22 protein-coding genes are annotated in these 23,486 nt (G+C 61.2%); 14 read left to right on the forward strand and 8 right to left on the reverse strand.

Going from position 1 to position 23,486, the window contains the following annotated elements; genetic code table 11:
* The first annotated feature begins 14 nt into the window (after window positions 1-14).
* From LMJ30_RS10895 to LMJ30_RS10950, 12 genes are all read left to right on the forward strand, one after another.
* Entirely contained in the window at window positions 15-359 is a 345-nt protein-coding gene (locus LMJ30_RS10895; protein WP_229432374.1) for a DUF1799 domain-containing protein, read from the forward strand.
* Between the two features lie 15 nt (window positions 360-374).
* On the forward strand, window positions 375-4,637 hold the full coding sequence (locus tag LMJ30_RS10900) for a DUF4214 domain-containing protein (protein WP_229432375.1): 4,263 nt from the start codon (window positions 375-377) through the stop codon (window positions 4,635-4,637).
* Entirely contained in the window at window positions 4,637-5,572 is a 936-nt protein-coding gene (locus LMJ30_RS10905) for a hypothetical protein (protein WP_229432376.1), read from the forward strand. Before LMJ30_RS10900 ends, LMJ30_RS10905 begins: the two co-directional genes overlap by 1 nt.
* Entirely contained in the window at window positions 5,572-6,900 is a 1,329-nt protein-coding gene (locus tag LMJ30_RS10910; protein WP_229432377.1) for a hypothetical protein, read from the forward strand. Before LMJ30_RS10905 ends, LMJ30_RS10910 begins: the two co-directional genes overlap by 1 nt.
* Before the next feature lie 15 nt (window positions 6,901-6,915).
* Window positions 6,916-7,392: a hypothetical protein gene (locus tag LMJ30_RS10915; protein WP_229432378.1), complete on the forward strand. Its 477-nt coding sequence runs from the start codon at window positions 6,916-6,918 to the stop codon at window positions 7,390-7,392.
* The gene (locus LMJ30_RS10920) at window positions 7,392-7,850 is read left to right on the forward strand and encodes a hypothetical protein (protein WP_229432379.1); all 459 of its coding nucleotides are present in this window, start codon (window positions 7,392-7,394) and stop codon (window positions 7,848-7,850) included. Before LMJ30_RS10915 ends, LMJ30_RS10920 begins: the two co-directional genes overlap by 1 nt.
* Entirely contained in the window at window positions 7,847-8,305 is a 459-nt protein-coding gene (locus LMJ30_RS10925) for a hypothetical protein (protein ID WP_229432380.1), read from the forward strand. The genes LMJ30_RS10920 and LMJ30_RS10925 overlap by 4 nt, the downstream gene beginning before the upstream one ends.
* Window positions 8,284-8,706, forward strand: coding sequence for a phage holin family protein (locus LMJ30_RS10930; protein WP_229432381.1), 423 nt, complete (start codon window positions 8,284-8,286; stop codon window positions 8,704-8,706). The genes LMJ30_RS10925 and LMJ30_RS10930 overlap by 22 nt, the downstream gene beginning before the upstream one ends.
* On the forward strand, window positions 8,703-9,353 hold the full coding sequence (locus LMJ30_RS10935; protein ID WP_229432382.1) for a glycoside hydrolase family 19 protein: 651 nt from the start codon (window positions 8,703-8,705) through the stop codon (window positions 9,351-9,353). The genes LMJ30_RS10930 and LMJ30_RS10935 overlap by 4 nt, the downstream gene beginning before the upstream one ends.
* Window positions 9,350-9,925 carry a hypothetical protein gene (locus tag LMJ30_RS10940; RefSeq protein WP_229432383.1) on the forward strand — a complete coding sequence of 192 codons (576 nt, stop codon included), beginning with the start codon at window positions 9,350-9,352 and terminating at the stop codon, window positions 9,923-9,925. The genes LMJ30_RS10935 and LMJ30_RS10940 overlap by 4 nt, the downstream gene beginning before the upstream one ends.
* Before the next feature lie 188 nt (window positions 9,926-10,113).
* Entirely contained in the window at window positions 10,114-10,464 is a 351-nt protein-coding gene (locus tag LMJ30_RS10945; RefSeq protein WP_229432384.1) for a hypothetical protein, read from the forward strand.
* A 323-nt stretch (window positions 10,465-10,787) separates the two neighbouring features.
* Window positions 10,788-11,081, forward strand: a complete 294-nt coding sequence (locus LMJ30_RS10950; RefSeq protein ID WP_229432385.1) for a hypothetical protein — start codon at window positions 10,788-10,790, stop codon at window positions 11,079-11,081.
* Window positions 11,082-11,149: 68 nt separating this feature from the next.
* Here LMJ30_RS10950 and LMJ30_RS10955 read toward each other — a convergent pair whose 3' ends face one another.
* The 5 genes from LMJ30_RS10955 to LMJ30_RS10975 form a co-directional block, all read right to left on the reverse strand.
* Entirely contained in the window at window positions 11,150-12,004 is an 855-nt protein-coding gene (locus LMJ30_RS10955) for a DUF2971 domain-containing protein (protein ID WP_229432386.1), read from the reverse strand.
* Window positions 12,005-12,183: 179 nt separating this feature from the next.
* Entirely contained in the window at window positions 12,184-12,576 is a 393-nt protein-coding gene (locus LMJ30_RS10960) for a hypothetical protein (protein WP_229432387.1), read from the reverse strand.
* Window positions 12,576-13,346 carry a hypothetical protein gene (locus tag LMJ30_RS10965; RefSeq protein WP_229432388.1) on the reverse strand — a complete coding sequence of 257 codons (771 nt, stop codon included), beginning with the start codon at window positions 13,344-13,346 and terminating at the stop codon, window positions 12,576-12,578. Before LMJ30_RS10965 ends, LMJ30_RS10960 begins: the two co-directional genes overlap by 1 nt.
* Before the next feature lie 338 nt (window positions 13,347-13,684).
* Window positions 13,685-14,164 carry a DUF29 domain-containing protein gene (locus LMJ30_RS10970; protein WP_229432389.1) on the reverse strand — a complete coding sequence of 160 codons (480 nt, stop codon included), beginning with the start codon at window positions 14,162-14,164 and terminating at the stop codon, window positions 13,685-13,687.
* A gap of 85 nt (window positions 14,165-14,249) precedes the next feature.
* A complete protein-coding gene (locus LMJ30_RS10975; protein WP_229432390.1) occupies window positions 14,250-14,717 on the reverse strand; it encodes a DUF29 domain-containing protein in 468 nt (155 codons plus the stop codon).
* A 125-nt stretch (window positions 14,718-14,842) separates the two neighbouring features.
* Here LMJ30_RS10975 and LMJ30_RS10980 point away from each other — a divergent pair, with 125 nt between their 5' ends.
* Window positions 14,843-15,592 (forward strand): MBL fold metallo-hydrolase, encoded by a 750-nt coding sequence (locus LMJ30_RS10980; protein WP_229432391.1) that lies wholly within the window; start codon window positions 14,843-14,845, stop codon window positions 15,590-15,592.
* 6 nt (window positions 15,593-15,598) lie between these two features.
* On the opposite strand, the gene LMJ30_RS10985 is transcribed toward LMJ30_RS10980, so the two are convergent.
* The 3 genes from LMJ30_RS10985 to LMJ30_RS10995 form a co-directional block, all read right to left on the reverse strand.
* A complete protein-coding gene (locus LMJ30_RS10985) occupies window positions 15,599-16,042 on the reverse strand; it encodes a DUF29 domain-containing protein (RefSeq protein WP_229432392.1) in 444 nt (147 codons plus the stop codon).
* 87 nt (window positions 16,043-16,129) lie between these two features.
* Window positions 16,130-18,700, reverse strand: coding sequence for a cyanophycin synthetase (gene cphA, locus LMJ30_RS10990; RefSeq protein ID WP_229432393.1), 2,571 nt, complete (start codon window positions 18,698-18,700; stop codon window positions 16,130-16,132).
* Between the two features lie 93 nt (window positions 18,701-18,793).
* On the reverse strand, window positions 18,794-20,965 hold the full coding sequence (locus LMJ30_RS10995) for a cyanophycin synthetase (protein WP_229432394.1): 2,172 nt from the start codon (window positions 20,963-20,965) through the stop codon (window positions 18,794-18,796).
* Window positions 20,966-21,203: 238 nt separating this feature from the next.
* On the opposite strand from LMJ30_RS10995, the gene LMJ30_RS11000 reads away from it, so the two are divergent.
* On the forward strand, window positions 21,204-23,486 hold the full coding sequence (locus tag LMJ30_RS11000; protein ID WP_371872997.1) for a cyanophycin metabolism-associated ABC transporter: 2,283 nt from the start codon (window positions 21,204-21,206) through the stop codon (window positions 23,484-23,486).

Consider the following 23,486-nt stretch of genomic DNA (forward strand, 5'->3'; position numbering starts at 1 on the left):
AGGCTGCGCGCCTGATGGCGCGTGGCCAGTTGACGCTGCGGGACGATAACGGTCCCAACGCTGTTGACCAGATCAACTCCGCCCTGGCTGCACTCGGCCTGTATGCCGAAGAAGAAGTTGTCCTTGACGACGACGAGTTCTGGTTATGGCCAGAGAACGAAGAAGCTTTCGATCTCTGGCTGGCGGTTCAGACGCAGTGGACGCGGGATGTGCAGGGTGCGGCGGGGCTGAACTACACCGGTGTCGAAGTATGCATGAGGATGCGTGGCATCCGGCGCCCGAAGGTCCAGGAGCGGCTGTTCGGGTTGATTCAAATGATGGAACACGCCTCGCTTGACGAGTGGGCGCAGCGGCGATAACGAGGAAAGGCGCGCATGGCATTTACACCAAGAGCAGGAAGGGCAGTCATCTCCCTTGGCGTGGACGGCGCGGCCTCGTCGAAGAAGGACATCGACAGCGTCGGTGCTTCGCTCAAGAGGGTCAATGACAGCTCGTTCCAAAAGCTTGGCAGCCAGATGTCCGCTATCCAGTCGCACATCGGCGGTCTCAAGTCTACAGTCTCCGACCTGGCCCAACTCACGGTGGCCGGTGTCGGCGCCGGCGCTTTCATCGGAATGATCCAGGGTTCGATCGACGCCGCTGACAACCTCAACGACTTGAGCAAGACAACTGGCGTCACGCTGGCGAACCTTTCAGGTCTCAAGCTGGCTGCCCAGCAGTCTGGCGGGGACCTAGAGGGTATTGCCGATTCGATTAATAAGCTTTCTGTCGCAATGGGCAAGGATGCGGAGCGGTTTGCAAAGCTCGGCATCACTGCCAAGGACCCGCTTGAAGCCTTCGAGCAGCTGGCCGACGTCTTCACGGCGATCGACGATCCGCAAACGCGCGCTGCGCTTGGCGCTGCTGCGCTGGGCAAAAGCTGGGAATCTGCTGCGCCGTTGCTGTCTGAAGGCGGAGAAAAAATCCGCCAGATGGTGGACCGTGGCAGTGAGCTTTCCGGAATGACGCAGGAGATGGCGGATCGTGCGGACGAATTCAACGACACGATGGCAGAAATGGGTACTGCTGTCGAGGGCGCCAAAAACAAGATCGCCGCTGACATGCTCCCTGCGTTGACCCAGATCGCAACTGCGATGACAAATGCATATGTCGAGTCTGGCTTGCTTAGCGCGGCGTTGATTGGCATTGGTGGTGCGATGACCCATGCCTTTACGGACGAGTTCTCAAGCGCGGAAGTCAAACTGAGGAACCTTAAAGGCGAACTCGAGGTACTGAAGAACTACCAGCTAAACGCCAAGGACGCCGTTCCAGTGCTTGGATGGTTGCTATGGGGTAGTGAGGGCGCGTGGGACGCGGAGATTGCGAGTAAGCAGAACGATATTGATAGCCTCATCGCGAGCACCGCTTCAGCGAAGGCAGCCGCGCAGGCCAAAGCCTCTGCGGACAAGGCCGCAGCAGAAACCAGAGCAGCAGAGGCGAAGACCGCTGCAGATAAAGCTGCCGCCTTCCTGAAGGGCGAGGCGGCTGCGAAGGCCGCTGCGGCAGCTGTGCAACGCCAGCAAGAAGCATATATGGCGCTCACCAGCTCAATCAAGGGTCGCGTCGCCGAGACTGAGCGTGAGCTTGCCGGCCTGGCGCCACTGAACGAAGCCGAGAAGCTCCAGGCAGACCTGACTGAACGGCTGCTCACAGGCAAGCTCAAACTCTCGCCGGTCGAGAAAGCAGCGCATGAGCAACGGATCGCCGAGCTGGACGTCAACTTGAAATTGATCGAAGCCCAGAAGATTACTAATCGGGCGCGTGAAGAGGCGGAGAAGCTGCTTGGCGATCGACAGGAAGCGGCGGCAAAAATGATTGACGACGCGGTAGAAGAAGCGACGAAGAACGAAGAACTCGCGCGCACGTTCGGCATGACGACGAGCGCAATCGCCGAGCTGGAGGTGGCGCGCCTGGAAGGGCAACGTGCGCAGTACTCTTCAATCGCCGTTACCGAAAAGGAGATCGCGGCAGTTGAAACGCTCGAGCGGCTGATCAGCGCGAAGAAGCGAAGCGCAGCGGCAATCGGCTTGCGCGAAGGGTTGGAGGCGGGTAAGCGCGCGAACGACGAGATGATCAGTGACTCCAAGCGCATGGCCGACTCCATCGAGCATAACCTGTCCGACGCGCTGATGCGCGGCTTCGAAAGCGGCAAAGGGTTCTTGGAGAACCTTCGCGACACTGCGAAGAACATGTTCAAGACGCTGATCCTGCAGCCGACCATTTCAGGCATTATGGCTCCGGTGTCCGGCGCCTTGGCCAGCGCGTTCATGCCTTCAATGGCGCAAGCGGCCGCCGGATCATCGGGCAGCAGCGCGGTCGGGTCGATCGCGGGCGGAATGTTGGGCGCTGGCGGCCTTTCGGGCTCGATTGCCGCCGGCGCTGGCTGGCTGACGGGCGCTACGACGCTGGGCGGGTCCCTGACGGCGGGCGCTTCGCTCGTCGGCACTGGGACTCTGGCTGGAGGCTTGTCCGGCGCAGGGATGATTGTGGGCGCGCTGGCGCCGATCGCGCTCGGTATCGCAGCAGCTGTGGCGATCTGGAAGAAGCTGGACACGTCCGGGACGCTGCACACCGGTGGCGCGTCGCGTGCGACGGCAGATGGAGTGACCACAATTCGCGCCGAGTCGCTGAATTTCCAGGGAACCGTAGCATCGAAAGCCACCGAGGAAATGACGGCAGGGCTGGCGTCCGGAATCGTCAAGATTCTCGACAGCACCGCAACCTCCTTCGGAAAGACTGCAGGCTACACTGCCGCGACGGCGTTCGCTGACGACACCAGCAAGGACGGCGCATGGGGCGCGCTGCTTATCGAGAAGATGGGCCAGCAGGTGGTCAACTGGCAAGACACGCGCACCAGCCGCTGGGCGCCCAAGGAATTTGCCGACGGCAGCGCCGGTCAGGCGCAATACCTTTCTGCCCTGACTAGCTCGGTCCGCACGGCGCTGGACGGAATTGGCTTGCCGACATGGGCGACCGCAATGTTGGACGGGCTGGGCGAAGGGGCAACAATCGAACAACTCGCGTCGGTGGTCGACAACATCAACGCTACAAAGGCAGCCCTGAAGGCGATGGGAGATACCCTGGTTGGTTTCGGCGATCTCAGCGACAGCGCAGTTTCGGCATTGATCAAGGCCTCTGGCGGGATCGGCGCATTGTCGGCTGCAGCTTCGTCATACCGCGATAGCTTCTACAGCGAACAGGAAAAGTCGGCCAGCTCGCTCAAGCAGATGAGTGAGGCGCTCGGCGCTGTTGGGTTGGCACTACCGACTACCCGCGAAGAGTTCCGCGCCATGGTGGAGGCGAATACGGCGCTGGGCGAGGCCGGCGCACCAGCGGTGGCAGCGCTGCTCGGCATGAACCAGGCGTTTGCGGCTCTGGTGCCCGCTACAACTGCAGCGGCAGCTGCGGTTGAAACCCAAACGGTCGCTGTGATCGACCAGGCAGCTGCAATGCGCTCGTCGGCAGCCGGCCTGCTCGGCGGTGTGGACGACGCGTTCGCTGTAATGCAGCGCGTTGCGCAGGGCAGCATTGACACTCTCACCGCGCGCATTGCCAAGGAGAAGGCACTGTCCGACGCGATCCGGTCGACCTTGGATAGCATGACGATACAGGGTAACGAAATGGCGGATCGGAAGCGCGCCCAGGCGCAGGTCCGCGCTGCCCTGTCCTCCGCGAAGTCTGGTGCACTGCCTGACGCTGATCGTCTTTCGAAGGCTCTCAGCGTGCTGAGCCAAGACGCGTCGAGCATGTTCTCCAGTTACGAGGAGTACGCACGCGACTTCTACATTACGCAGAACGATATTGCTGCCCTAGGCAGCGTCGCCGACAACGCCCTTTCGGTCGACGAAAAGGCGCTGAGTGCTATAGAAGAGATGCTTCGCACGACTCAGGCGGAGATCGATGTTCTGAAAGGCATCGACACGAACGGCCTGACGATGATCCAGGCTATCGAAGGCGTTCGCGCGGCCATTTTGGCTGCTCAACAGAACGAGCTTGTAAGTTCGGCCGCGGCCATTAACGGCGCCTACAAGTCGGCCCTTGGCCGTGCTCCGGACGCGGCTGGGATGGAGTTCTTCCAAGACAAAGTAGCGAATGGGGCATCGATCACCGCTGTCGTGAATGCAATCAAGAATTCTCCAGAAGCGAAGGCCCAAGGGCTGTACCAGTCGCTGCTTGGCCGCACTGGCGATGCCGCCGGGGTTGCGTACTGGACCAAGGCTATTGGCGCCGGCATGTCTGTACAGTCCGCGCGGGAAATGATGATGCAGTCCGACGAGTATAAGAAAAAGCTGCGCGGCTTCGCGGTTGGTACGAATTACCTACCGGCGACCATGCCGATTCTCGCGCACGAGGGCGAACGGATCATCCCGGCCGCGGATAACCGGGCGCTGATGGCCCGTCTTGCGAACCCTGTCGCGAACGCGGATGCGCTTGTGACTGAAGTGCGCTTGCTGCGCCAGCAGGTGGAGCGCCTGACGTCAGCGGCTCAGCTAACGGCTGAAGCGGCGGGAGAAATTGCGAGCAGCTCCAGCCAGCTTGCGGATCAGTTCGACAGTGTTACAGAGGGCGGCAATGCCATGCGCTCGGAGGCGGTGTGATGACAGCAAGTGCACGAGTAATGGTGCCCGTCGAGATCACCGCAAGCATGCTCAAAGCCGGGACAACGATCCCTGAAACGGATGTCGCAATGGGTGAGGTGGCGTGGGTTTCTGGTGGGACCTATGAGGCAGCCAATCAGCGCACGTACGGCGATTCCGTTTGGGGATGCAAGCTCGCCCATACCGGACGCACCGAAAAGCCTGATGTCGATTCGGTTTACTGGTACCGGGTGCGGCCGACGAATCGCATGGCGCCGTTCGATGATTACACCAATACGAAGGCGTTGGCCACCGGGTCGATCACGTATGTGTTTCAACCGGGGTTTTTGAACGGCCTAGCGGTTTATGGCATGGAGGGCGCCACGTACAGCGCCACCGTCAAAGACTCGCCTGGCGGAGCTGTGGTTCGGTCCTGGAGCGGCGACTTGTATAGCCAGGCTTCTGGATTCTACGAACTACTGTTCTCCCCACTTGTGCCGACGGTGCAAATGTCTTTTGACGACATTCCGCTCGCGCCAGATGCTGAGGTGACGATCACCGTTTCTTCTGACCCAGGGAAGCGCGTCGCCATCGGGACGATCAAGGTAGGCGACTGGCGCCAGTTCATCGGGGATGGAACCGGGGGCGGAGCGGAATACGGCGCTGAGTCTGACCGCAAGAGCTACACGTTCCGTAAATATAACCTTGACGGCACATACGAGATCGTCAAGCGTACCAGTAGCCGGAATGTTAACTGTAGCGTGGTGATCGATGCCGACCAGGCGATGTATGCCGACGCCATCCTTGGCGAAATCATGGAAGTGGCCGTGCCGTTCGAGGCAAGCGGCTTGCCGCGCTATGGGTACCTCAACACGCTCGGATTTGTTTCTGGAAGCATCCGTGCCGATAGCGCCGGAACCACGTCTATCAATCTAAAGATCGAAGGAAATATCTGATGGCAATTACACCGGTACCGACTATGACGGACACACCTCCGTTCCCGGCCTTGGCCGATCGTGCTGAAGGCACCTACAACGCCAAGGCGTACGCGTTCGGGTCGCATATGTCGGAAAAGTTCAATGGCGAGCTTGTTGCGGTCGCGGAGAGTGCGCTAAGCAATGCGATACAGGCGGCGACCAGCGCCGCCAGTGCAGCCGAAGAACGAGCGCTTGCAGAGACGGCCGCTGCGAATGCCGTCGTTGTCGCCAGCACAGCTGCGACATCGACCACTTCTCTCGGGGTCGGCACCGGCAGCAAATCCTTGACCTTGGCACAGACCGGCAAGACCTTCAGCGTTGGCCAGCAAGTCGTGATCGCGTCAACTGCAGACCCGCGCGACTGGATGAGTGGAACACTTACAGCCTTCACGGCCGGCACGGGCGCGATGACGGTATTTGTTACTAGCACCGGCAGCGCGACGGCAGGAGTGTTTCCGACAAGGGCGGCATGGACGGTGGCATTGACGACCATCCATAGCGGGACCGGCATCATTAATGAACTCGAGTTTGATCCGGTCGTCAGCGCGGCCACCGTCAATCTCGATGGGGTAAATGGTAATTTCGGACATATGACCGGATCCGTCGCTGTCACGGCATTTACGCTCGGGCAGGGCCGTCGCCGGCGAATTGTGATCGATGGCGCACCGATCATCACCAATAACGCAAACATCATTGTCCAAGGCGGCAAAAACTATCAGGCCGCACCAGGTGATGCACTGGACGTCGTAGGCGAAGGCGGCGGGGTCGTACGTGTCTCGATTTTACGTACCAGCGGACGGGCTTTGGGGGGCTCGGTCGAAGAGCTGATGACGGTCACAGTTGGGACGCCAGTGGCCAATATCGATTTCCTCTCGCTGTTCTCTTCTGGCTTCGATAAGTACACGATCGATTTTCAGGGAATCAAAACCTCGGTCGACTCTTTCGTATCCCTTCGGGCCGCCGTGGCTGGCGCAGCGGACGCGACGACGGGTTCATATACAACCGCCTTGGGAGGATCAGTCACTACCGGAACCGGTAACTCCGTTCCGGTGTCGCCCGGCAATGTCTTAGCAACTGGGAGGGGTATGTCTGGCACAGTCACGATCGATAACGTTAACGACGCCACAACACTGTCCAAAATCGATGTACGCACCGTTTGCCAGAATACCGCCACCCCTGGGTGGCTTGGTCGCGATGAAATGTACGGATACATCGCGGCGTCCATCGTATCGGGGTTCCGCATCCTTGCGAATACCGGGAATATTGTCGCGGGGACCATCCGCGTCTTCGGCCATTACAACGCTTAACCGGAGTTCGAGCCAATGACAAAAGTTTTAGATAACGGTGTTACCCGCGACGCAACGCCGGAAGAGCTGGCCGAGATTGGCGCCCGCGCAGCGCTGGAGCTCACCGCCGCGATTGCCGCGGCTATTGCCAAGACATATGCCGACGTGGACTCGATCTACACAGCGGCTGTCGGGCAGCGGACTCAGGAATACGCGGACGCGGAAGCGGCGGCGCGTTCCTTTGTTGTGAGCGGCTACAGTGGTTCAGCATCCGAATACGTCTCGGATTATGCGCTGCAGAACGCTACGGGAGAGGTTCAAACGAACGCTTGGGCAGCCGACCAGATTATCGCCCGGGCCGACGCGTTCCATGCGGCCAAGCTAGCTATGCGTAGTGCCCGGTTTGCGCGTCAAGCGCAGATGCGCGAGGCAACCACAGCGGAAGAGCTCGCGTCGGCAATCGGCGGATGGGACGATTTTATCGCCGCAACCCGCGCACAACTGGGGCTGTAATGGAAACGATAAACGTCACCTTCACGCGGCGTCGCTGGAATCCAATCTCCTGGCTGATCCGTTGGGCAGTTCCGCGCAGCCGGTTCTCTCTCGCGCTGTCGTCGCACTGCATGGTCAGCGTCGGCGATCGGGTGTTCGAGGCACACATGATTTACGGGGTGCGCGAGACCGACCGCAGCGCGGCGCTTCGAGGCGCTACCGTGGTTAAGGAAACCTGCTACCAGGTCACGAATGCAGATGCCGGCATTGCGTTCGCCCGCGAACAAGTGCTGAAGCGAACGCGGTACGACTGGGCAGGAGCATTGGGCTTGTGCCTAACGCCCGGCCGGGACTGGAAGCAGGACGACAAGTTCTTCTGCTATGAGTTCGCGGCCGCGGTGCTGCACGCTTCGGGGCGTCACGTGTTTAACAACCTGACGCACGTCGGGGAAACTGCGCTGATGGCGATTAACCCATGAGCGGCGGCGGCAGGCAGAGGAAGCAGGCGCCCACAGGTAGGTGCAGCCCGGTCGGCGCCATTTTCCGGTTGCATATGGGCGGCAGCGCGCTGCTCTCGTGGTACGTCGCGATGGCCGACTCGCGCTCGCTTATGCACCTAGTGGCGGAAACGCGGGAAGGCGCAGCACTTCTTTGGCTGCTGATGCTGGTCGGCGTTGCAGCGTTATTCGACAGCGTCATCAATGACCTGCTGCCGGCCCGATTCCATTGGCGCGTTGCGCTTCGCCAGCGCCATTTCATCCTGGCAGCGCTCGCGTTCTGTTACGTGGCGCAGCTATATGTTGCGTTCTTCAATTTGCGGTCCACTGGCCTGCTCCTGTACTACCTCTGGAACGCCGTGACCATCATGGCTGTGGCGTTCTTCGATGCTCACCAGCGCTCAAAGGACGCCACATGCTCGATCGTATGCAGCTGAAAAAATTTATCTGGGCATGGCTGGCCAGCTTCTGGAGCGCCAGTGCCTGGGCGGCTACCGCCACGTTCGCCAGTGACCTGTCGAAGATTCCGCCGGCGGCCGTGGCCGTGGCCATCGCTCTGTCATTTATCGGGGGCGCGGCTGCAACGCTGCAGAAAATCGCAAATCCTGATTTCGTCGTCAAGAACGTCGCCCTCGAGATCGCGAAGGACATCTGTGGTTCGCTGGTAGCCGGCCTAGTGACCTATTCGCTATGCGCTTGGCAGGAACTGCCTTTGCTGCTGCAGCCAGGCTGCATCACGATTGCCGGCTACGGCGGGTCACGCGTCTTGGAACGCTACCTCGCCGCCGGCATTGCACGTATTGACCGCTTTAGCGGAAAACCTGAAGGAACACCATGAACCGCCAACATTTGCTTGCCCTTGCCCCGCGGCTCGGCGCGCGGGCCGACGCATTCGTCGAGGCCCTGAATAACGCAATGGCCCGCTTCGCGATCAATACCCCAGCGCGCCAGGCCGCGTTCCTGGGCCAAGTCGTCCACGAGTCGGCAGGCCTGACCCGGATGACGGAGGATTTGAACTACAGTCCCGGCACCCTCATGGCGTGCTTTAACAACAAGAAGGTGACCCGCTTCACTCCGGAAATGGCTGCGCTGTACGCGCGCACCGTACATCACCCGGCGAACCAGCAGATGATCGCGAACGTTGCCTACGCGAACCGCATGGGTAACGGATCGATCGAGTCGGGCGACGGTTGGCGCTATCGTGGCCGCGGTCCTGGCCAGCTCACCGGCAAAGACAACTACACGGCATGCGGCGAAGCGCTCGGGCTGGATCTGGTGACCTGCCCGGACCAGGTCGCCGAGCCTACGGTCGGCTGTCTGGCCTTTGCATGGTTCTGGGACAACGGGAATCGCACGGGCAAGTCGCTCAACCTGCTGGCGGACATTGGCAAGATCGACCGGGTGAGCCTGGCGGTGAACGGCGGCAGCCATGGGCTTGCCGAGCGAATTGCGCTGACCCAGCGCGCGCTCGAGGTACTGGCATGACCGCGCTGCTGGGCAGGCTGTCGGGGATTGTGCTGCCCGTCTGGGCCAAATGGGTGGCACTGGCCGCTTTGGTGATTGTTGCATACGGCGGCGGTAGGGTGCATGAGGCGCGTCGGGCAGTCGCCGTCCTTGCCGACTACATCGGCAAGCAGGCTGCGCAGACGGTGCGAATCATCGAGCGGCAGGCGAAGACCGACGTGCTGGTCCAGACCAAGTACGTTGACCGCATTCAGAAAATCTATGTACAGGGAGTCACAATTGAAACGAATATTCCGAATTATATTCAGCCGTTTGATACTGAGCGCTTCGGTGTTAATGCTGGCTTCCTGCGCGTCGTCGACGCCGCCTGGTCAGGTGACGCTGTCGGACCCGCCGCCGATTCTGACCGAGAACCCGCCGGCATTCCGCTCGATGACGTCGCGCTTGCCCAAGTCGCCAACGCCACCAGCTGCCGCGCCTGGCGCGAACAAGCCCTCGGTTGGCGCGAATACTACGCCCGCAAGCAGGTAGATATTAACGGCGAGGCCGGAGCATGGTATCAGCAGGATTCGGATTCGGACTCGAGCGAATAAGGACGCGGTTGTATGGACATCATTACCGTTCGCATGCACGGCGCAGCTGACAACTCGCCGCTTGAGATGATCAGCGCTGCGCGGCTCGCTTACCTGCAGCGGGTCGAGGCGGCCGCCAAGGATCTTGTTGCAGCTTTGCGCGGTCCAGATGGCCCTGCTAGTAGCTCACCGGCGGCTATACTGCCTCCATGTACAGCACAGTCAAACGCCTGCGCCGCCGCGGCGAGCGGATCGGCGACCGCGAAATCGGAGCAGACTCCGGCATAGTCGGCCATCTCACCATCGTCCTGATCGAGAACGTACCGGTCATGAAGCTGCATGGCGCCGGCGACGATGCTGTGCAAAAGCCGCTGCTGCCGCTCATGTGGCGGGCGAAGGTCGTCATGATCCGCGGCGACAAGATGCTGTTTCAGGGCTTTGAGCGGGTCGGCAATCAGGATGATCCGGACTCGCCGGTGGTGAAGCAGGAGTGGGCGGTTCAGGTCATGGCTGACCAGCCGGCCGAGCTGGCGCGGTCCTCGCACCGTCCACCGTCATAAATTGGCGGCGCCGCAGACCGCCTGGGCGGTTCAGAACCCGCAGGGCAATGTGAATCGGAATGCGGAACTCCGCCAGCGCACGCGCGGCGGCGGCATGGCCGTGCGACGCTCGGAAGTTCAAGGACAGGTCGATTAGGAGAGCCGTTTGGCGATCGCGTCGGTAGGTCATCAGCAGATGATGCCGGCCACTGTTGAGCAGGTGCTGACATTTCGCAAAGGAATGGTCGCTTGTGAAGACATCGCGTAATCCGGTAGCGATGTCGCACTGCGCGACCTAAAATTATCCTACCGTGACCACTCCACCAAGGTTGGAGGATACATCCATGGATAACGCAAATTCACCAGCGCGTGCGATGCGACAGGTCGCCGGGCAGCTCCTATATAGCGGTTACGAGTATGACGAGGATCTAATTCTGGATCTGTACGGCGCCGTCGACGAAGATGGTTGTCACGTGGAATCCGTCGCGATCGCTGGCACCACCGTCGACATTGCCCAGCTTTTCCACGGCCGGCAGATGGAACATATGGGAATGTGGCTTGCCTTGAAGGACGGCAACTCAACTCAACGGGAGTGGGCCGATCGGCACAAACACCATGCGGCGGCATACACCAGTTAACGTTGGGAGACTCAGGCAAAATGCAGTGAAAGCGAATCGGTTATTGCAGAGTTCGTGCCGAATTGAGGCTAAATTTTATTTCTCCGGATCTTTTCGGACCATAGACGTCGATCTAATTTGTAACTGTGCGAAGGTGGCTGGACCCAGTAGACAGGGACATCAATGCCCGCATCAAGGCAAGCCTTAATTACAGTTGGAGCGTGGTCCTGGGCGCGACTGCCCAAGGTAATGCTCGCGATGGCCGCATTGTCAAAGGTGTAGATTCCTGCTCCCCTCTGGTCGCAAAGTTCGTTAAGATCCTCTTCAGACAGACCTACTGCTGTTTGGCGAAGAGCTGCCGCTTCCCCAGGTAACATGAATCGCTTCAAAATCCGCCACTCGCGTTCGTACTCCCAGCACTTGGCCTTCGTGAATAGGGATTTCACGAAAACGACGGGTATTTCGTCTTGCGGGCGCTTGATTAGCGGGTATTCCTCCGTGTACGTGACAGGCATTGCTCCTCGGAACACTCCGCTGTTAGTGTGAAACCCGATGCATATACCCTTGTGCTGCGCGCCGTAGTGCGACCACATGAGCATGTCGTCCCAGTTCTCAGTCAGTGACAATATGCCGACACGGTCTAACATCTCGGCCACCTCGTCCTGAGCTCCCGGTCGGTCCGGCTTCGCCATTCGTCGATGCGCCTGTTTTGCGTTCGCGAGTCGCAGCGCGGGCGGCCAATGTGGTAGGCGCCGCTGAAAGCTGTCCAGCAGCCATTTGAGCCCAGCGTCCGAAGTGTCAATAACCGTTACAGATCGAGAGTCGTAAGGGTCATTGAACGTCGTGCGACTGGAAAACAGGAGCGACTCACCTTTGATCAGGTCCGCCAGCCAAGATTCAACCGGATAGTACTTGTACAAGATTGGGGGTGGTGGCACGTACATTGTTGCCCCTCGAAGAGTTTTTGGGCGGTGGGGAAGCAGGAGTGCGGCCGTTGGAGGATATGTCCGATACGCGGTCGGGGCTGGCACGGGCTTGATCGGATGCCCCCCTATTTTCTACCGCTGTGTTGGGTTGACGGCTGGGGGTGGGCCGCCGACAACGGGAATCAGAATCCCGGTCGCTACGCCGCCTTTTGCGCGGCGGGCGAGGGTACGGCCATGCCCTTTGTAACCCATGCCATACACTTTTTCACTTCAGCGATTGTGATTGGCACCGCTAAGTCGTAGTCAGCCTTAATGCGAAGCGCGTGTGCGATCTGCTGCTGCGTTCCGAGGATGCGCGACTGGTACTGAAGCGTGCTATCCGTAACGGTTGGGTTTGTCAGTTTCTGGGTCAATTGGTTGTGACATCCCGTGCCCTTTCGAAGAAGGTTTCCCTCGGAAGACAGCGCATCGTTGAACTCGCATGCATAGGAAAACAACGCGTAATAGCTGCGCGAGATCTTGGTGCGCCGCTCCGCCTCAGTGGACTCTGGCAATTGTTGCGCGTGGCGCCACAGCTCGTCTGGTGTCATCAATGCCTAGCCCCTTCAAACTCGAAAACTAACGATGGGGGAATCTTCTTGCCGGATTGTGCAAGCCGATCAGCATATTCCAAGGTGAGCTCGATGGACGTGTCGAGGTCGACATCGACTTGGTAGCACAGCTTGACATAGCTCGGGCTTCCATCAGCGGGCTGGAGGACCGTTTCGACTTGGATGTCGTCAACGAAGACGAGTCGATGCTCTCTCATGATTGCGCCTGCGATATCTAATGCCGCAGCGTAGTCCTCATCAGTATCACCCCATTCGTCCATTATTGCCGTGGCGGGACGAAGTGAAACTGGTTCAGTGGGTCCATTTAGAAGATTCATCTTAGCGGCCTGGTCGAACAGTGATGTCAGAGTATGGAACGCGCCGTTACACGGCGGCTTGAGCATAAGCAATGTCGGAAGCCCAAACTGCGGTGGACGGAGCATGCTTATAAACGGTATCGCTTCAGAAAAGTATCCAAGGTTCAAGAGCATCGTAAGGCGAGCCAATTCCACATGGTCTTTGTCCGCGTGAAGGCGCTGTGCGTTATCGAGATAATATTCGCACCGCTCCCGATCGCCAGCCATTGTGTAGAGCAACACCAAGAGGAGTGACCGCGATACCGCGTCCACTTTGCCAAGCGTGTCGAGTTCGTCACTAAACCGGACAAACGCACCGCTAGATGTTGATAAGTAATGCGACGAGCTTACTAACGCGCTTACTAACTTTACGTGCAGATCGTTAGCGATGGTTGCCGGCTGGATTGTGTACATGAAGTTGTAATATTGTTAAGTCGAACGACCTGTTGACATGATACATGAAAGCCATTTGACCAATACTGGTGATTACAACAGTGGTCAGTGCAGGTTTATGCGTAACTTTTCGCCAAAGATGGAATTCATCATAGGAGAATACGCCGATGCATCATTGGCGTATGTTTTTCAGTCGGGCCGTTCTTGGCTGCGGCAGCGTTGATTTCGGAGGGGACAGTCGTCATTTCTTCTTCGTTGTGAGGCGGACAAGGCGCGGCGCAATGTCAAGACCGCCATTTTACCGCTTTCGACGACAATGAATCCGCGAAAAGGCCACGTTTGAGGAAGTTTCCGGCTGGTCAGGGGATAAATTTCAAATCAAGTAGTTCGTCGCGGGTGTACGGATTAGCTGGGGGGAATGAACTCTCGTCCAGCCCGGTTTCAAGAGATGCTCGCGTAACGGCGGACGGGTAAGCTTTATCAGCATAGCTCATCACATGAGCGGCAAGACTTGGGCTATCTTCCAACTGAAGCCCTATTTGCGACCGCTGTTCGCTCAGCGTGGCTATCCAGGTCGAGGACTTGCGCTGCGGCTGGTGCTGGCACTTCAGCAAGTGAATCAGAAGGACGATGAGACGGCTGCGCAATCCCCTCCGTTGACTGCCGGCCATTTCTTGTAACTCCACGATCAAGTGTTCCCGGTCGAGCTCATCGCGACGACCATGGCGTAGCAAGCAGGTTTGTCTCTCCGCCCACAGGACAAAATCCTCCTCGTAAGGAGGTTCATCCGGCGGGCGCTGGGCTGGTCCGAGCGATTCGCTGTCGATTAACTGGTTCATAAATTTTCCATGCGATGACGGTAGCATTTTTACGGTCCCACGTCGCGCGCATAAAGCACAGTCGCGTTTTATTGATGTGTGGTAATTATGGAATGAAATCGTTGTCCAGCACTTCGCCCTGAGAAAACGGCGAAGTAGCTGGAAATACTGATTTCGCCAGGCCGGTTTCCAGGGAGGCGCGGTTCACTGCCGAGCGATATGCCGCGTTGATGTAGCGATCCAAATACAGGCGAAGGCTCGGGCTGCGCTCGAGCCGGAGCGCAATCTGGTCGCGCTGCTCGCTGAGGGTCGAAAACCAGCTGCGGCATTTCCGCTGCGGCTGGTACCTGCACTTGAGTAAGTGGGCGAGAAGGACAATCAGGCGGCTGCGCAATTCATGGTGTTCATTCGACCCCATCGACTCCAGTTCCTCAAGCAGGTGTTCGCGGTCGAGTTCGCTAAATTGTCCGGCGCGCATCAAAGCGGCCTGCCGTTCCACCCAGGCCAAGAAGTCGGACTGATAGTCGGTCGCGCCTGGCGGCCCTTGCGGATTGCGGTTAGTCAGTTGGTTCATACGTACTCCATCTGGACGATTTGACACGATGCGCGGAAGTTGAGTTCCGCCGAGCGATGTCCAATACTTAGCAAATCAAAGCAAATCAAACACCCGTAATGCTCACCTGTGAGAGGATGCGAGCCATGATCTTCCGTCAATTATTCGAACCGATATCGAGCACCTACACCTACCTGCTGGGCAGCGAGGAAACGGGTGAGGCTCTCCTCATTGATCCTGTGATCGTCACCCAGGACCGCGACCTGGCCGAGCTAGCCAGGCTTGGCTTGAAGCTTGCGTGGACCGTCGACACCCACGTCCACGCCGACCACATTACGGGCGCGATGGAGCTGCGCAAGCGCACCGGCTGCAAGATTGCCGCTCCGGCACCGGAAGGCGTTGCGTGCGCCGACCTGCCGCTGCAGGAAGGCCAGCCGCTGCAAGTAGGCGGGATCATCCTCAGGCCGCTGCACACGCCCGGCCACACCAGCGGGCATTTCGCCTACCTCGTTGGCGACCGCGTGTTCACCGGCGACGCGCTGCTGATCGACGGTTGCGGGCGCACCGACTTCCAGAATGGCGATTCCGATACCCTGTATGACAGCGTGCACCGCAAGTTGTTCGCGCTGCCCGACGATACCCTGGTGTATCCGGCGCACGACTACCAGAACCGCCACGTGTCGTCGATCGCGCAGGAGAAAGCGCGCAATCCGCGGCTGGGGCAGGGCAAGTCAGTGGAGGAGTTTCGCGCGATCATGGCAGGCCTGAACCTGCCGTATCCGAACTTTATCGACTATGCGGTGCCGGGAAACAAGCAGTGCGGCGTGTGCCCGGACCACCTGCCCGACAATCTGAACAAGTACTGTCCGCCTATGACGCATAGCCCGCAGGGCTGAAACGGCTCAGGTAGGCACGAAATCGGGATCGAGCAACTGCTCTTTGGTGTAGGGATTTGCTTGAGGGAATGCTGCGCGCGGGATGCCCGTCTCGGCGCCGGCGCGTTCGAACGCTGCCTTGTACACGTGGTCTGCGTACTCGGCAATGACACCGTCGAGGCTGGGGCTCTGCTCCAGGATGCGGCCAATCTCGGAGCGCTGCTCGCGCACGGCGCCAAGCCAGGCGCGCGACTTCGGCTCGGGCTGGAACTGGCACTTGAGCAAGTTCATCATCAGCGTTTCCAGCCGCGATTGCAGTTCGCGCCTTTCATTGCCACCCATCGCGTCGAGCTCCTCGGCCAGCGTCTCCAGGTCCAGTTCATCAAACTGCTTGTTGCGGAGAAACGCGCACTGGCGCTCGATCCAGAGGAGGTAATCTGGATCGGCGGCAACAGGGGTGGTGTGTTCCATGCGATCCTCCGTCCTGCAAACTTAGCACCGAACGAGGGGAGCAGTAAAGCGACGCACGCGGCGCATTGCGCGCCGCGTGGAACAAGGTCAGCCTGCCGCGACGCGGCCTGCGATGTGGGCCAGGGCCTCGTCGACCTGGTCGATCAGGATCAGGCACAGGTCACCTTCGGCCAGGCGCGCCAGCGCCTTGTCGATGGCGACGAATTCGCCGTTGATCTCGTCGACGTGGGTGGTGCGGCTGGCGCCGGCCAGGCCCTGGCGCAGCAGCGCCAAGACTTCGCCGTCTTCGCGTCCGCGCTGGCACTGATCCTGGTACAGCAGCACGTCGTCGAACGCGTTGCCGAGGATCTCGGTCTGCTGGCGGATGTCTTCGTCGCGCCGGTCGCCCGCGCCGCTGATGACAACCAGGCGGCGCCTGGCGGGCATGCTGTCGACCGCGCGCACCAGCGCGAGGATCGCGTCCGGGTTGTGGCCATAGTCGGCGATCACGGTCGCACCGCGGTAACTGAATACGTTAAAGCGGCCGGGCGCGTTATCGCTCTCGTTGGCGAACGACTTCAGGCCTGCGCAGATGCTGTCCCATTCCACGCCGGTGCCCCACGCCGCCGCTACCGACGCCATCACGTTCTCAACCTGGAAACCGACCGTGCCGTTGCGGGTGATCGGCACTTCCGACAGCGCCACCTGGTTTACCGTCTTGCCTTCGGCCGCGACCAGCATGCCGCCGTCAACGTACACCACGCGGTTGCCCTGAGCGCGGTGAGTCGACATGACCGGATGGTTCACGTCCGCCGCGAAGAAGGTTACGCTGCCGCGGCAGTTGTGCGCCATCGCGGCGACGATCGGGTCGGCCGCATTCAGCACCGCCACGCCGTCGTCAGCCACGTTCTGCACGATCACGCGCTTGAGCACCGCCAGGTCCTCCAGGGTGGTGATGTAGTTCAGGCCGAGGTGGTCGCCCGAACCGATGTTGGTCACCACGGCGACTTTGCAGCGGTCAAACGCCAGGCCCTCGCGCAGCAGGCCGCCGCGCGCGGTTTCAAACACTGCCGCGTCGACGTCCGGGTGCATCAGCACATTGCGCGCGCTGCGCGGGCCGCTGCAGTCGCCGCTGTCGATGCGCCGGCCTTCGATGTAGACGCCGTCGGTGTTGGTCATGCCGGTGCGCAGGCCGCCTGCGGTCAGGAGGTGGGCGATCAGGCGAACCGTCGTGGTCTTGCCGTTGGTGCCGGTGACGGCCACCACCGGAATGCGGCCGTCGTCGCCGGCGGCGAACATGGTCGACACAATCGCTTCGCCCACCGCGCGGCCCTTGCCGAACGATGGCGACAGGTGCATGCGCAGGCCGGGAGCCGCGTTCACTTCAACGATGCCGCCATTCTGTTCTTCGATCGGTTTTAGCACGCTGTCGCACACCAGGTCGACGCCGCAGATGTCGAGGCCGACCATGTGGGCGGCGGCAATCGCGCGCTCCGCGACGTCCGGGTGCACGTCGTCGGTCACGTCAGTGGCGGCGCCGCCGGTCGACAGGTTGGCGTTGTTGCGCAAAATGACGCGCTGGCCCTTGGCCGGTACGGAATCGGCTTGCAGGCCCTGTTTGGCAAGGCTGGCCAGCGCGATGTCGTCGAAGCGGATCTTGGTCAGCGACGTGGAGTGGCCGTTGCCGCGGCGCGGGTCGAGGTTGACCTGGTCGACCAGTTCGCGCACGGTGTGGGCGCCATCGCCGACCACTTGCGGCGGATCGCGGCGCGCCGCGGCGATCAGCTTGTTGCCGATCACGAGCAGGCGGAAGTCGTTACCCGGCAGGTAGCGTTCCACCATCACGTCGTCGCGGAACTCGGCGGCGGCCGTAAAGCCAGCAGCGAGCTGTTCGCGGGTGGTTACATTGACCGTGACGCCTTTTCCCTGGTTGCCGTCCTTCGGCTTGATCACGACCGGCAGGCCGATTTCAAGCGCGGCGTTCCATGCATCTTCCGGGTCGCTCACGACGCGGCCCATCGGCACCGGCACGCCGGCGGCATGCAGCAGCTTCTTGGTCAGTTCCTTGTCCTGCGCGATGGTCTCGGCAATCGCGCCGGTGGTGTCGATTTCAGCGGCCTGGATGCGGCGCTGGCGGCTGCCCCAGCCGAACATCACCAGGCTGCCTTCGGTCAGGCGGCGGAACGGGATATTACGCGCCGCCGCGGCATCGACGATGGAGCCGGTCGATGGGCCGAGGCGTACGTCTTCGTCCAGGTCGCGCAGTTCGGTCAGCGCGGCTTCCAGGTCGAACGGCGTGTCGTTCTGCGCGGCGCTGCACAGTTGACGCGCCAGTTCCAGCGCGCGGCGGCCAACCGCTTCTTCCGAGTACTCGACCACCACCTGGTAAATGCCCGCCTCCAGCGTCGCGGTAGTGCGGCTGAAGGTGACCGGGCAGCCTGCCTGAGCCTGCAGGTCGAGTGCGGCCACTTCCAGCACGTGCGCCATCGGGATAACGTCTTCATGGCCGCTTGGCTGCAGCGGCGTGATGGCGGGGAAGCGTGCGCGCAGGCGTGCTTCGAAGCCGGGCAGGTTGGCCAGCGACTGTTCATTGCTGTCGCATGCGACGATCGCTTCCACCGATGTGTGGTGGCTCCAGAGGTTAGGGCCACGCAGGGCCCGTACGCGAGATACTTCCATAAACCGTCATCCTAATGTGGTCGATTCGCCCGCGCGCGCGTCGGCGCGGCGGCGGGCGCAGGGCAGGCGGCAAGCCGCCAGGCCCGCTGTTGTTTAATGGCCTGCCTGGCTGGCGTCGAAGTTGCGAAGTCCGGCCGCGATCAGGCCTGGCTCCATGCCGAGCGCCCAGATGGACGCCACGGCCGCCAATACTGCGCCCTGGGAAGCCGCGGTCGCAGGCTTGAGCGCGGAGACTGCCAGCAGCACGGTTTCGTCGCTGCCTTCGGCCAGCACGATGGCGCCGTCGCGCGCAAACACTGCGCGGTGCCCGCCGGCGCGATGCTCCGCGATCGCCGGCAGCGCGTGGTCTTCCGCATAGAAAATCACTTCGCCATCGCACAGCGTGGCCAGTTCCGCCACTTCGGTTATCGCGGCGTTCAGCACCGCGGCGCCGTCCGACATGATCACATCGACCTGCGCGCGGATGACGTTTGCCATCGCGTCCATGTCCTCAATGTAGAACTCGCCCAGCGATTCGACGCCGTCCATGTCGGTGACGACGCCGACGGCGCAGCGGTCGTACGCCAGGCCTTCGGTCAGGATCATGCGCGCGTCGCTTTCAAACACCGCGGCTTGCACCGTGCGGTTGATCAGCAGGCGCTCGCCGGCGTCGAAGGTCATGCTGTTGGCGCTGCTGACCTTGCGCTCGTCGAGGTACAGGCCAGTGGCGTTGACCACGCCGGTGTGCACGCCGGTCAGGCGCAGCATGCAGCCGACCATGCGCGCGATCAGGCTGGTGTCGCGCGTGCCGGTCACGCCGATGATCGGGATGCGGCCGGTTTCGTCAGGGGCGAACAGGTTGCCGACGATGGCCGAGCCGATTTCGCGCGGCTTGCCGATAGCTGGCTTGAGGTGCGCCAGCAGGCCGGGGCTTGCGTTGACTTCGATGATCGCGCCGCCTTGTTCTTCCAGCGGTCGCGAAATGTCTTCCATCACCAGGTCGATGCCCGCGATGTCGAGGCCGACCACGCGCGCAGCCAGGGTTGCGGCAGCGGCCACGGAAGGGTGCACATCGTCGGTGACGTCGATGGCGACATTGCCGTTAGGCTGGATCAGCACCTTCTGGCCGGCCAGCGGCACCGACTGCGCGTCCATGCCCTGGCGCGCCAGCTCGAGGATGATCTCCGCGCTGACGTCAGGCTTGATCAGGCCGAGCGGATGGTCCTCGGTCTCGCCGCGGCGCGGGTCGATGTTGATGTCGCGGTTGCACAGCTCGATAATATTCAGTACGCCGTCGCCGGTAACCCACAGCGACTCGCCCTTGGCCGCTGCGACCAGCTGCTTGCCGACGACCAGCAGGCGGTGCTCGTCGCCGGTGACGAAGCGCTCGACGATCACGCTCTTGCTGCCGCCCTTGCGCGCGGCGACGTTATAGGCCGCTTCAACGTCGGCCTGGGTCATCAGGTTCAGCGATACACCGCGTCCGTGGTTGCCGTCATACGGCTTGATCACCACCGGCAGGCCGATGTCCTGCGCTTCTTCCCATGCTTCTTCGGCGCTGCGGACCAGGCTGCCTTCCGGTACCGGCAGGCCGCAGGATTTGAGCAGCGTCTTGGTCAGGTCCTTGTCGCTGGAGATGCCTTCGGCGATCGCGCTGGTGCGGTCGGTCTCGGCGGTCCAGATGCGGCGCTGGGCGGCGCCGTGTCCAAGCTGGACCAGGTTGCCCTCGGTGAGGCGGATCGACGGGATGCGGCGGTCGGTGGCGGCTTCGACGATGTGGCCGGTGCTCGGGCCGAGGCAGCAGTCGTCCACCATCTCCTGCAGGTCGCGCACCACGGTGGCCAGGTCGAACGGCTTGTCTTCGATCGCCGCCATCAGGAGGTCGCGGCCCGCGACCAGGGCGGCGCGGCCGACCTTTTCCTGGCGGGTGCGGAAGGCCATCTTGTAGATGCCGACCTTGCTGGTCGAACGCGTCTTGCCGAAGCCGGTGCGCATGCCGGCCAGGTTTTGCAGTTCAAGTACCACGTGTTCGAGGATATGGCCGGACCACGTGCCTTCGCGCAGGCGCTCCAGGAAGCCGCCGCGTTCGCCGACGCCGCAGCGGTGCTCGACCAGGCCGGGCAGAAGGGCCACCAGGCGTTCGTACAGGCCAGGCAGCAGGTTCGATGGAAAGTCCTCAAGCGCGCCGATATCGAGCCAGGCTTCGATCACCGGGCGGTAGGTCCAGATATTCGGGCCGCGCAGATGCGTCACACGGAGAAATTCGATTTCTTTCTTCTTAGTCATGTAGTTTGTTTCTTAATAACAGGCTGTTGTTCTTGGTGTTTAACAGCCTGTAGTGAAGCTTCTTGATCCGCATCATGTTGTATACTTGCCAGAGACGAAGCTTACCGCGCTGAACCAAATTCTGCCAGTCTGGTTTTCCGAGCTAACAGTCTAGATGACGCAAGCCTGGAACCGCCTTCCCCGATTTTCCAAAACCCCTGCTTGCCAGGCGTGGCCTTGAGCCGGAATATGCAATACGATGACAACTGAACAACTTATTTCTACCGCCATCCTCGCGCCAGCGCCGGTGTCTATCCCGGAACAGTGGCAACCGGAGGTCGAGAAAAAACTTTCATCTGGGGAAAACGTTTTAAGTGCCCTGGAGGTTGACCTCGACACGCGATTGCGTTTTGGCGAAGGCCTGGTGGTCGTCACCAACCGCCGTTTGATGGCGCGCGGGGCAGGGGAAACGACCTGGAACGAGTGGCATTTCCGGGATGGACTGTCGCTGCTGCACCACGATCACGCCGGTGTCGGCCATCTCGAGTTAGTAGACAAGCAAGGCCGGCTGGCGGCCTGGCGTTTCACGCTTGGCAAGAACCTGCAGGCGATCCGCGTGGTCGACCAGTTCCGCGAACAGCTCGACAGCCACCTGAGCGGGCTGCCGGTGAAGGTCGCCGAACAAAACACCTGCCCGAGCTGCAAGGCGCCGCTCGAGCCGGACGAAGAAGAATGCCCGATCTGCACCAAGGTGCTGCACACGCCGCCGTCGACCTGGACCCTGTTCCGCCTGTGGCGCTTCGCCCGGCCTTACCAGTGGCAGCTGGCGCTCGGCTTCTTCCTGATGCTGGCCAGTACCGCGGCGCACATGATCCCGCCGTACCTGACCATGCCGCTGATGGACAACGTGCTGATCCCTTACCAGAACGGCCAGAAGATCGACAACGACCTGGTGATCCTGTACATGGGCGGCCTGTTTGCGTCGGCGGTGCTGGCGTGGGCGCTTGGCTGGGGCAAAACCTATGTGCTGGCGCTGGTGTCCGAGCGCGTGGCGGCCGACCTGCGCTCGACCACGTATGAGCACCTGCTCAAGCTGTCGCTTGAATTCTTCGGCGGCAAACGCACCGGCGACCTGATGTCGCGCATCGGCAGCGGCAGCGACCGGATCAGCGTGTTCCTCTCGCTGCACCTGCTCGACTTCGTGTCCGACGTGTTGATGATCACGATGACAGGCGTGATCCTGTTCTCGATTAACCCGTGGCTGGCGGTGATCACCCTGGTGCCGCTGCCGTTCATCGCCTGGATGATCCATGTGGTGCGCGACCGCCTGCGCACCGGCTTTGAAAAGATCGACCGCGTGTGGGGCGAGGTGACCAACGTGCTGGCCGATACCATTCCCGGCATCCGCGTGGTCAAGGCCTTTGCCCAGGAAAAGCGCGAAGCGGTTCGCTTCCGCGAAGCGAACAAGCATAACCTCGCCGTCAACGACAAGCTCAATCGCGTGTGGTCGCTGTTCTCGCCGACCGTATCGTTCCTGACCGAGCTTGGCCTGCTGGTGATCTGGGTGTTCGGCATCTGGCAGGTGTCGAAAGGCGAGATCACCGTCGGCGTGCTGTCCGCCTTCATCGCCTACAGCACGCGCTTCTATGGCAGGCTCGATTCGATGAGCCGCATCGTGTCGGTGACCCAGAAGTCGGCGTCCGCCGCCAAGCGCATCTTCGACATCCTCGACCACGTGTCGAGCGTGGCCGAACCGGCCAACCCGGTCAAGCTGGACAAGGTGGAAGGCCGCATCGACCTGCGCGAAGTGGGTTTCCGCTACGGTAACCGCGCCGTCAACCGCGGCGTGACGCTCAATATCAAGGCCGGCGAATTCGTCGGCCTGGTTGGCCACAGCGGTTCGGGCAAGAGCACGCTGGTCAACCTGATCTGCCGCTTCTACGACGTATCCGAAGGCGCGATTTTGCTCGATGGCGTGGATATCCGTTCGTTCCCGGTCGCAGAATACCGCAGCAATATCGGCCTGGTGCTGCAGGAGCCTTTCCTGTTCTTCGGCACGATCGCCGAGAACATCGCCTACGGCAAACCGAACGCCACGCGCCAGCAGATCATTGCCGCTGCGCGCGCCGCGCACGCCCACGAATTCATCCTGCGCCTGCCGCAGGGTTACGACTCGATGGTGGGCGAACGCGGCCAGGGCCTGTCGGGCGGCGAACGCCAGCGCATCTCGATCGCGCGCGCGCTGCTGATCGACCCGCGCATCCTGATCATGGACGAAGCCACGTCGTCGGTCGACTCGGAAACCGAAAAGGAAATCCAGAAGGCGCTCGACAACCTGGTACAAGGCCGCACCACCATCGCGATTGCGCACCGCCTGTCGACCTTGCACCGCGCCGACCGCCTGGTGGTCATGGACCGGGGCGTGGTGGTGGAGCAGGGCAGCCACGACGAACTGATGGCGCGCGAAGGCGCTTACTTCCGCCTCTACGAAGCGCAGGCGCGCAACGTGGATACGGACATGGACGACAAGGACGGGGAATAA

Source organism: Massilia agrisoli, assembly GCF_020831365.1.
GTDB lineage: Bacteria > Pseudomonadota > Gammaproteobacteria > Burkholderiales > Burkholderiaceae_D > Telluria_A > Telluria_A agrisoli.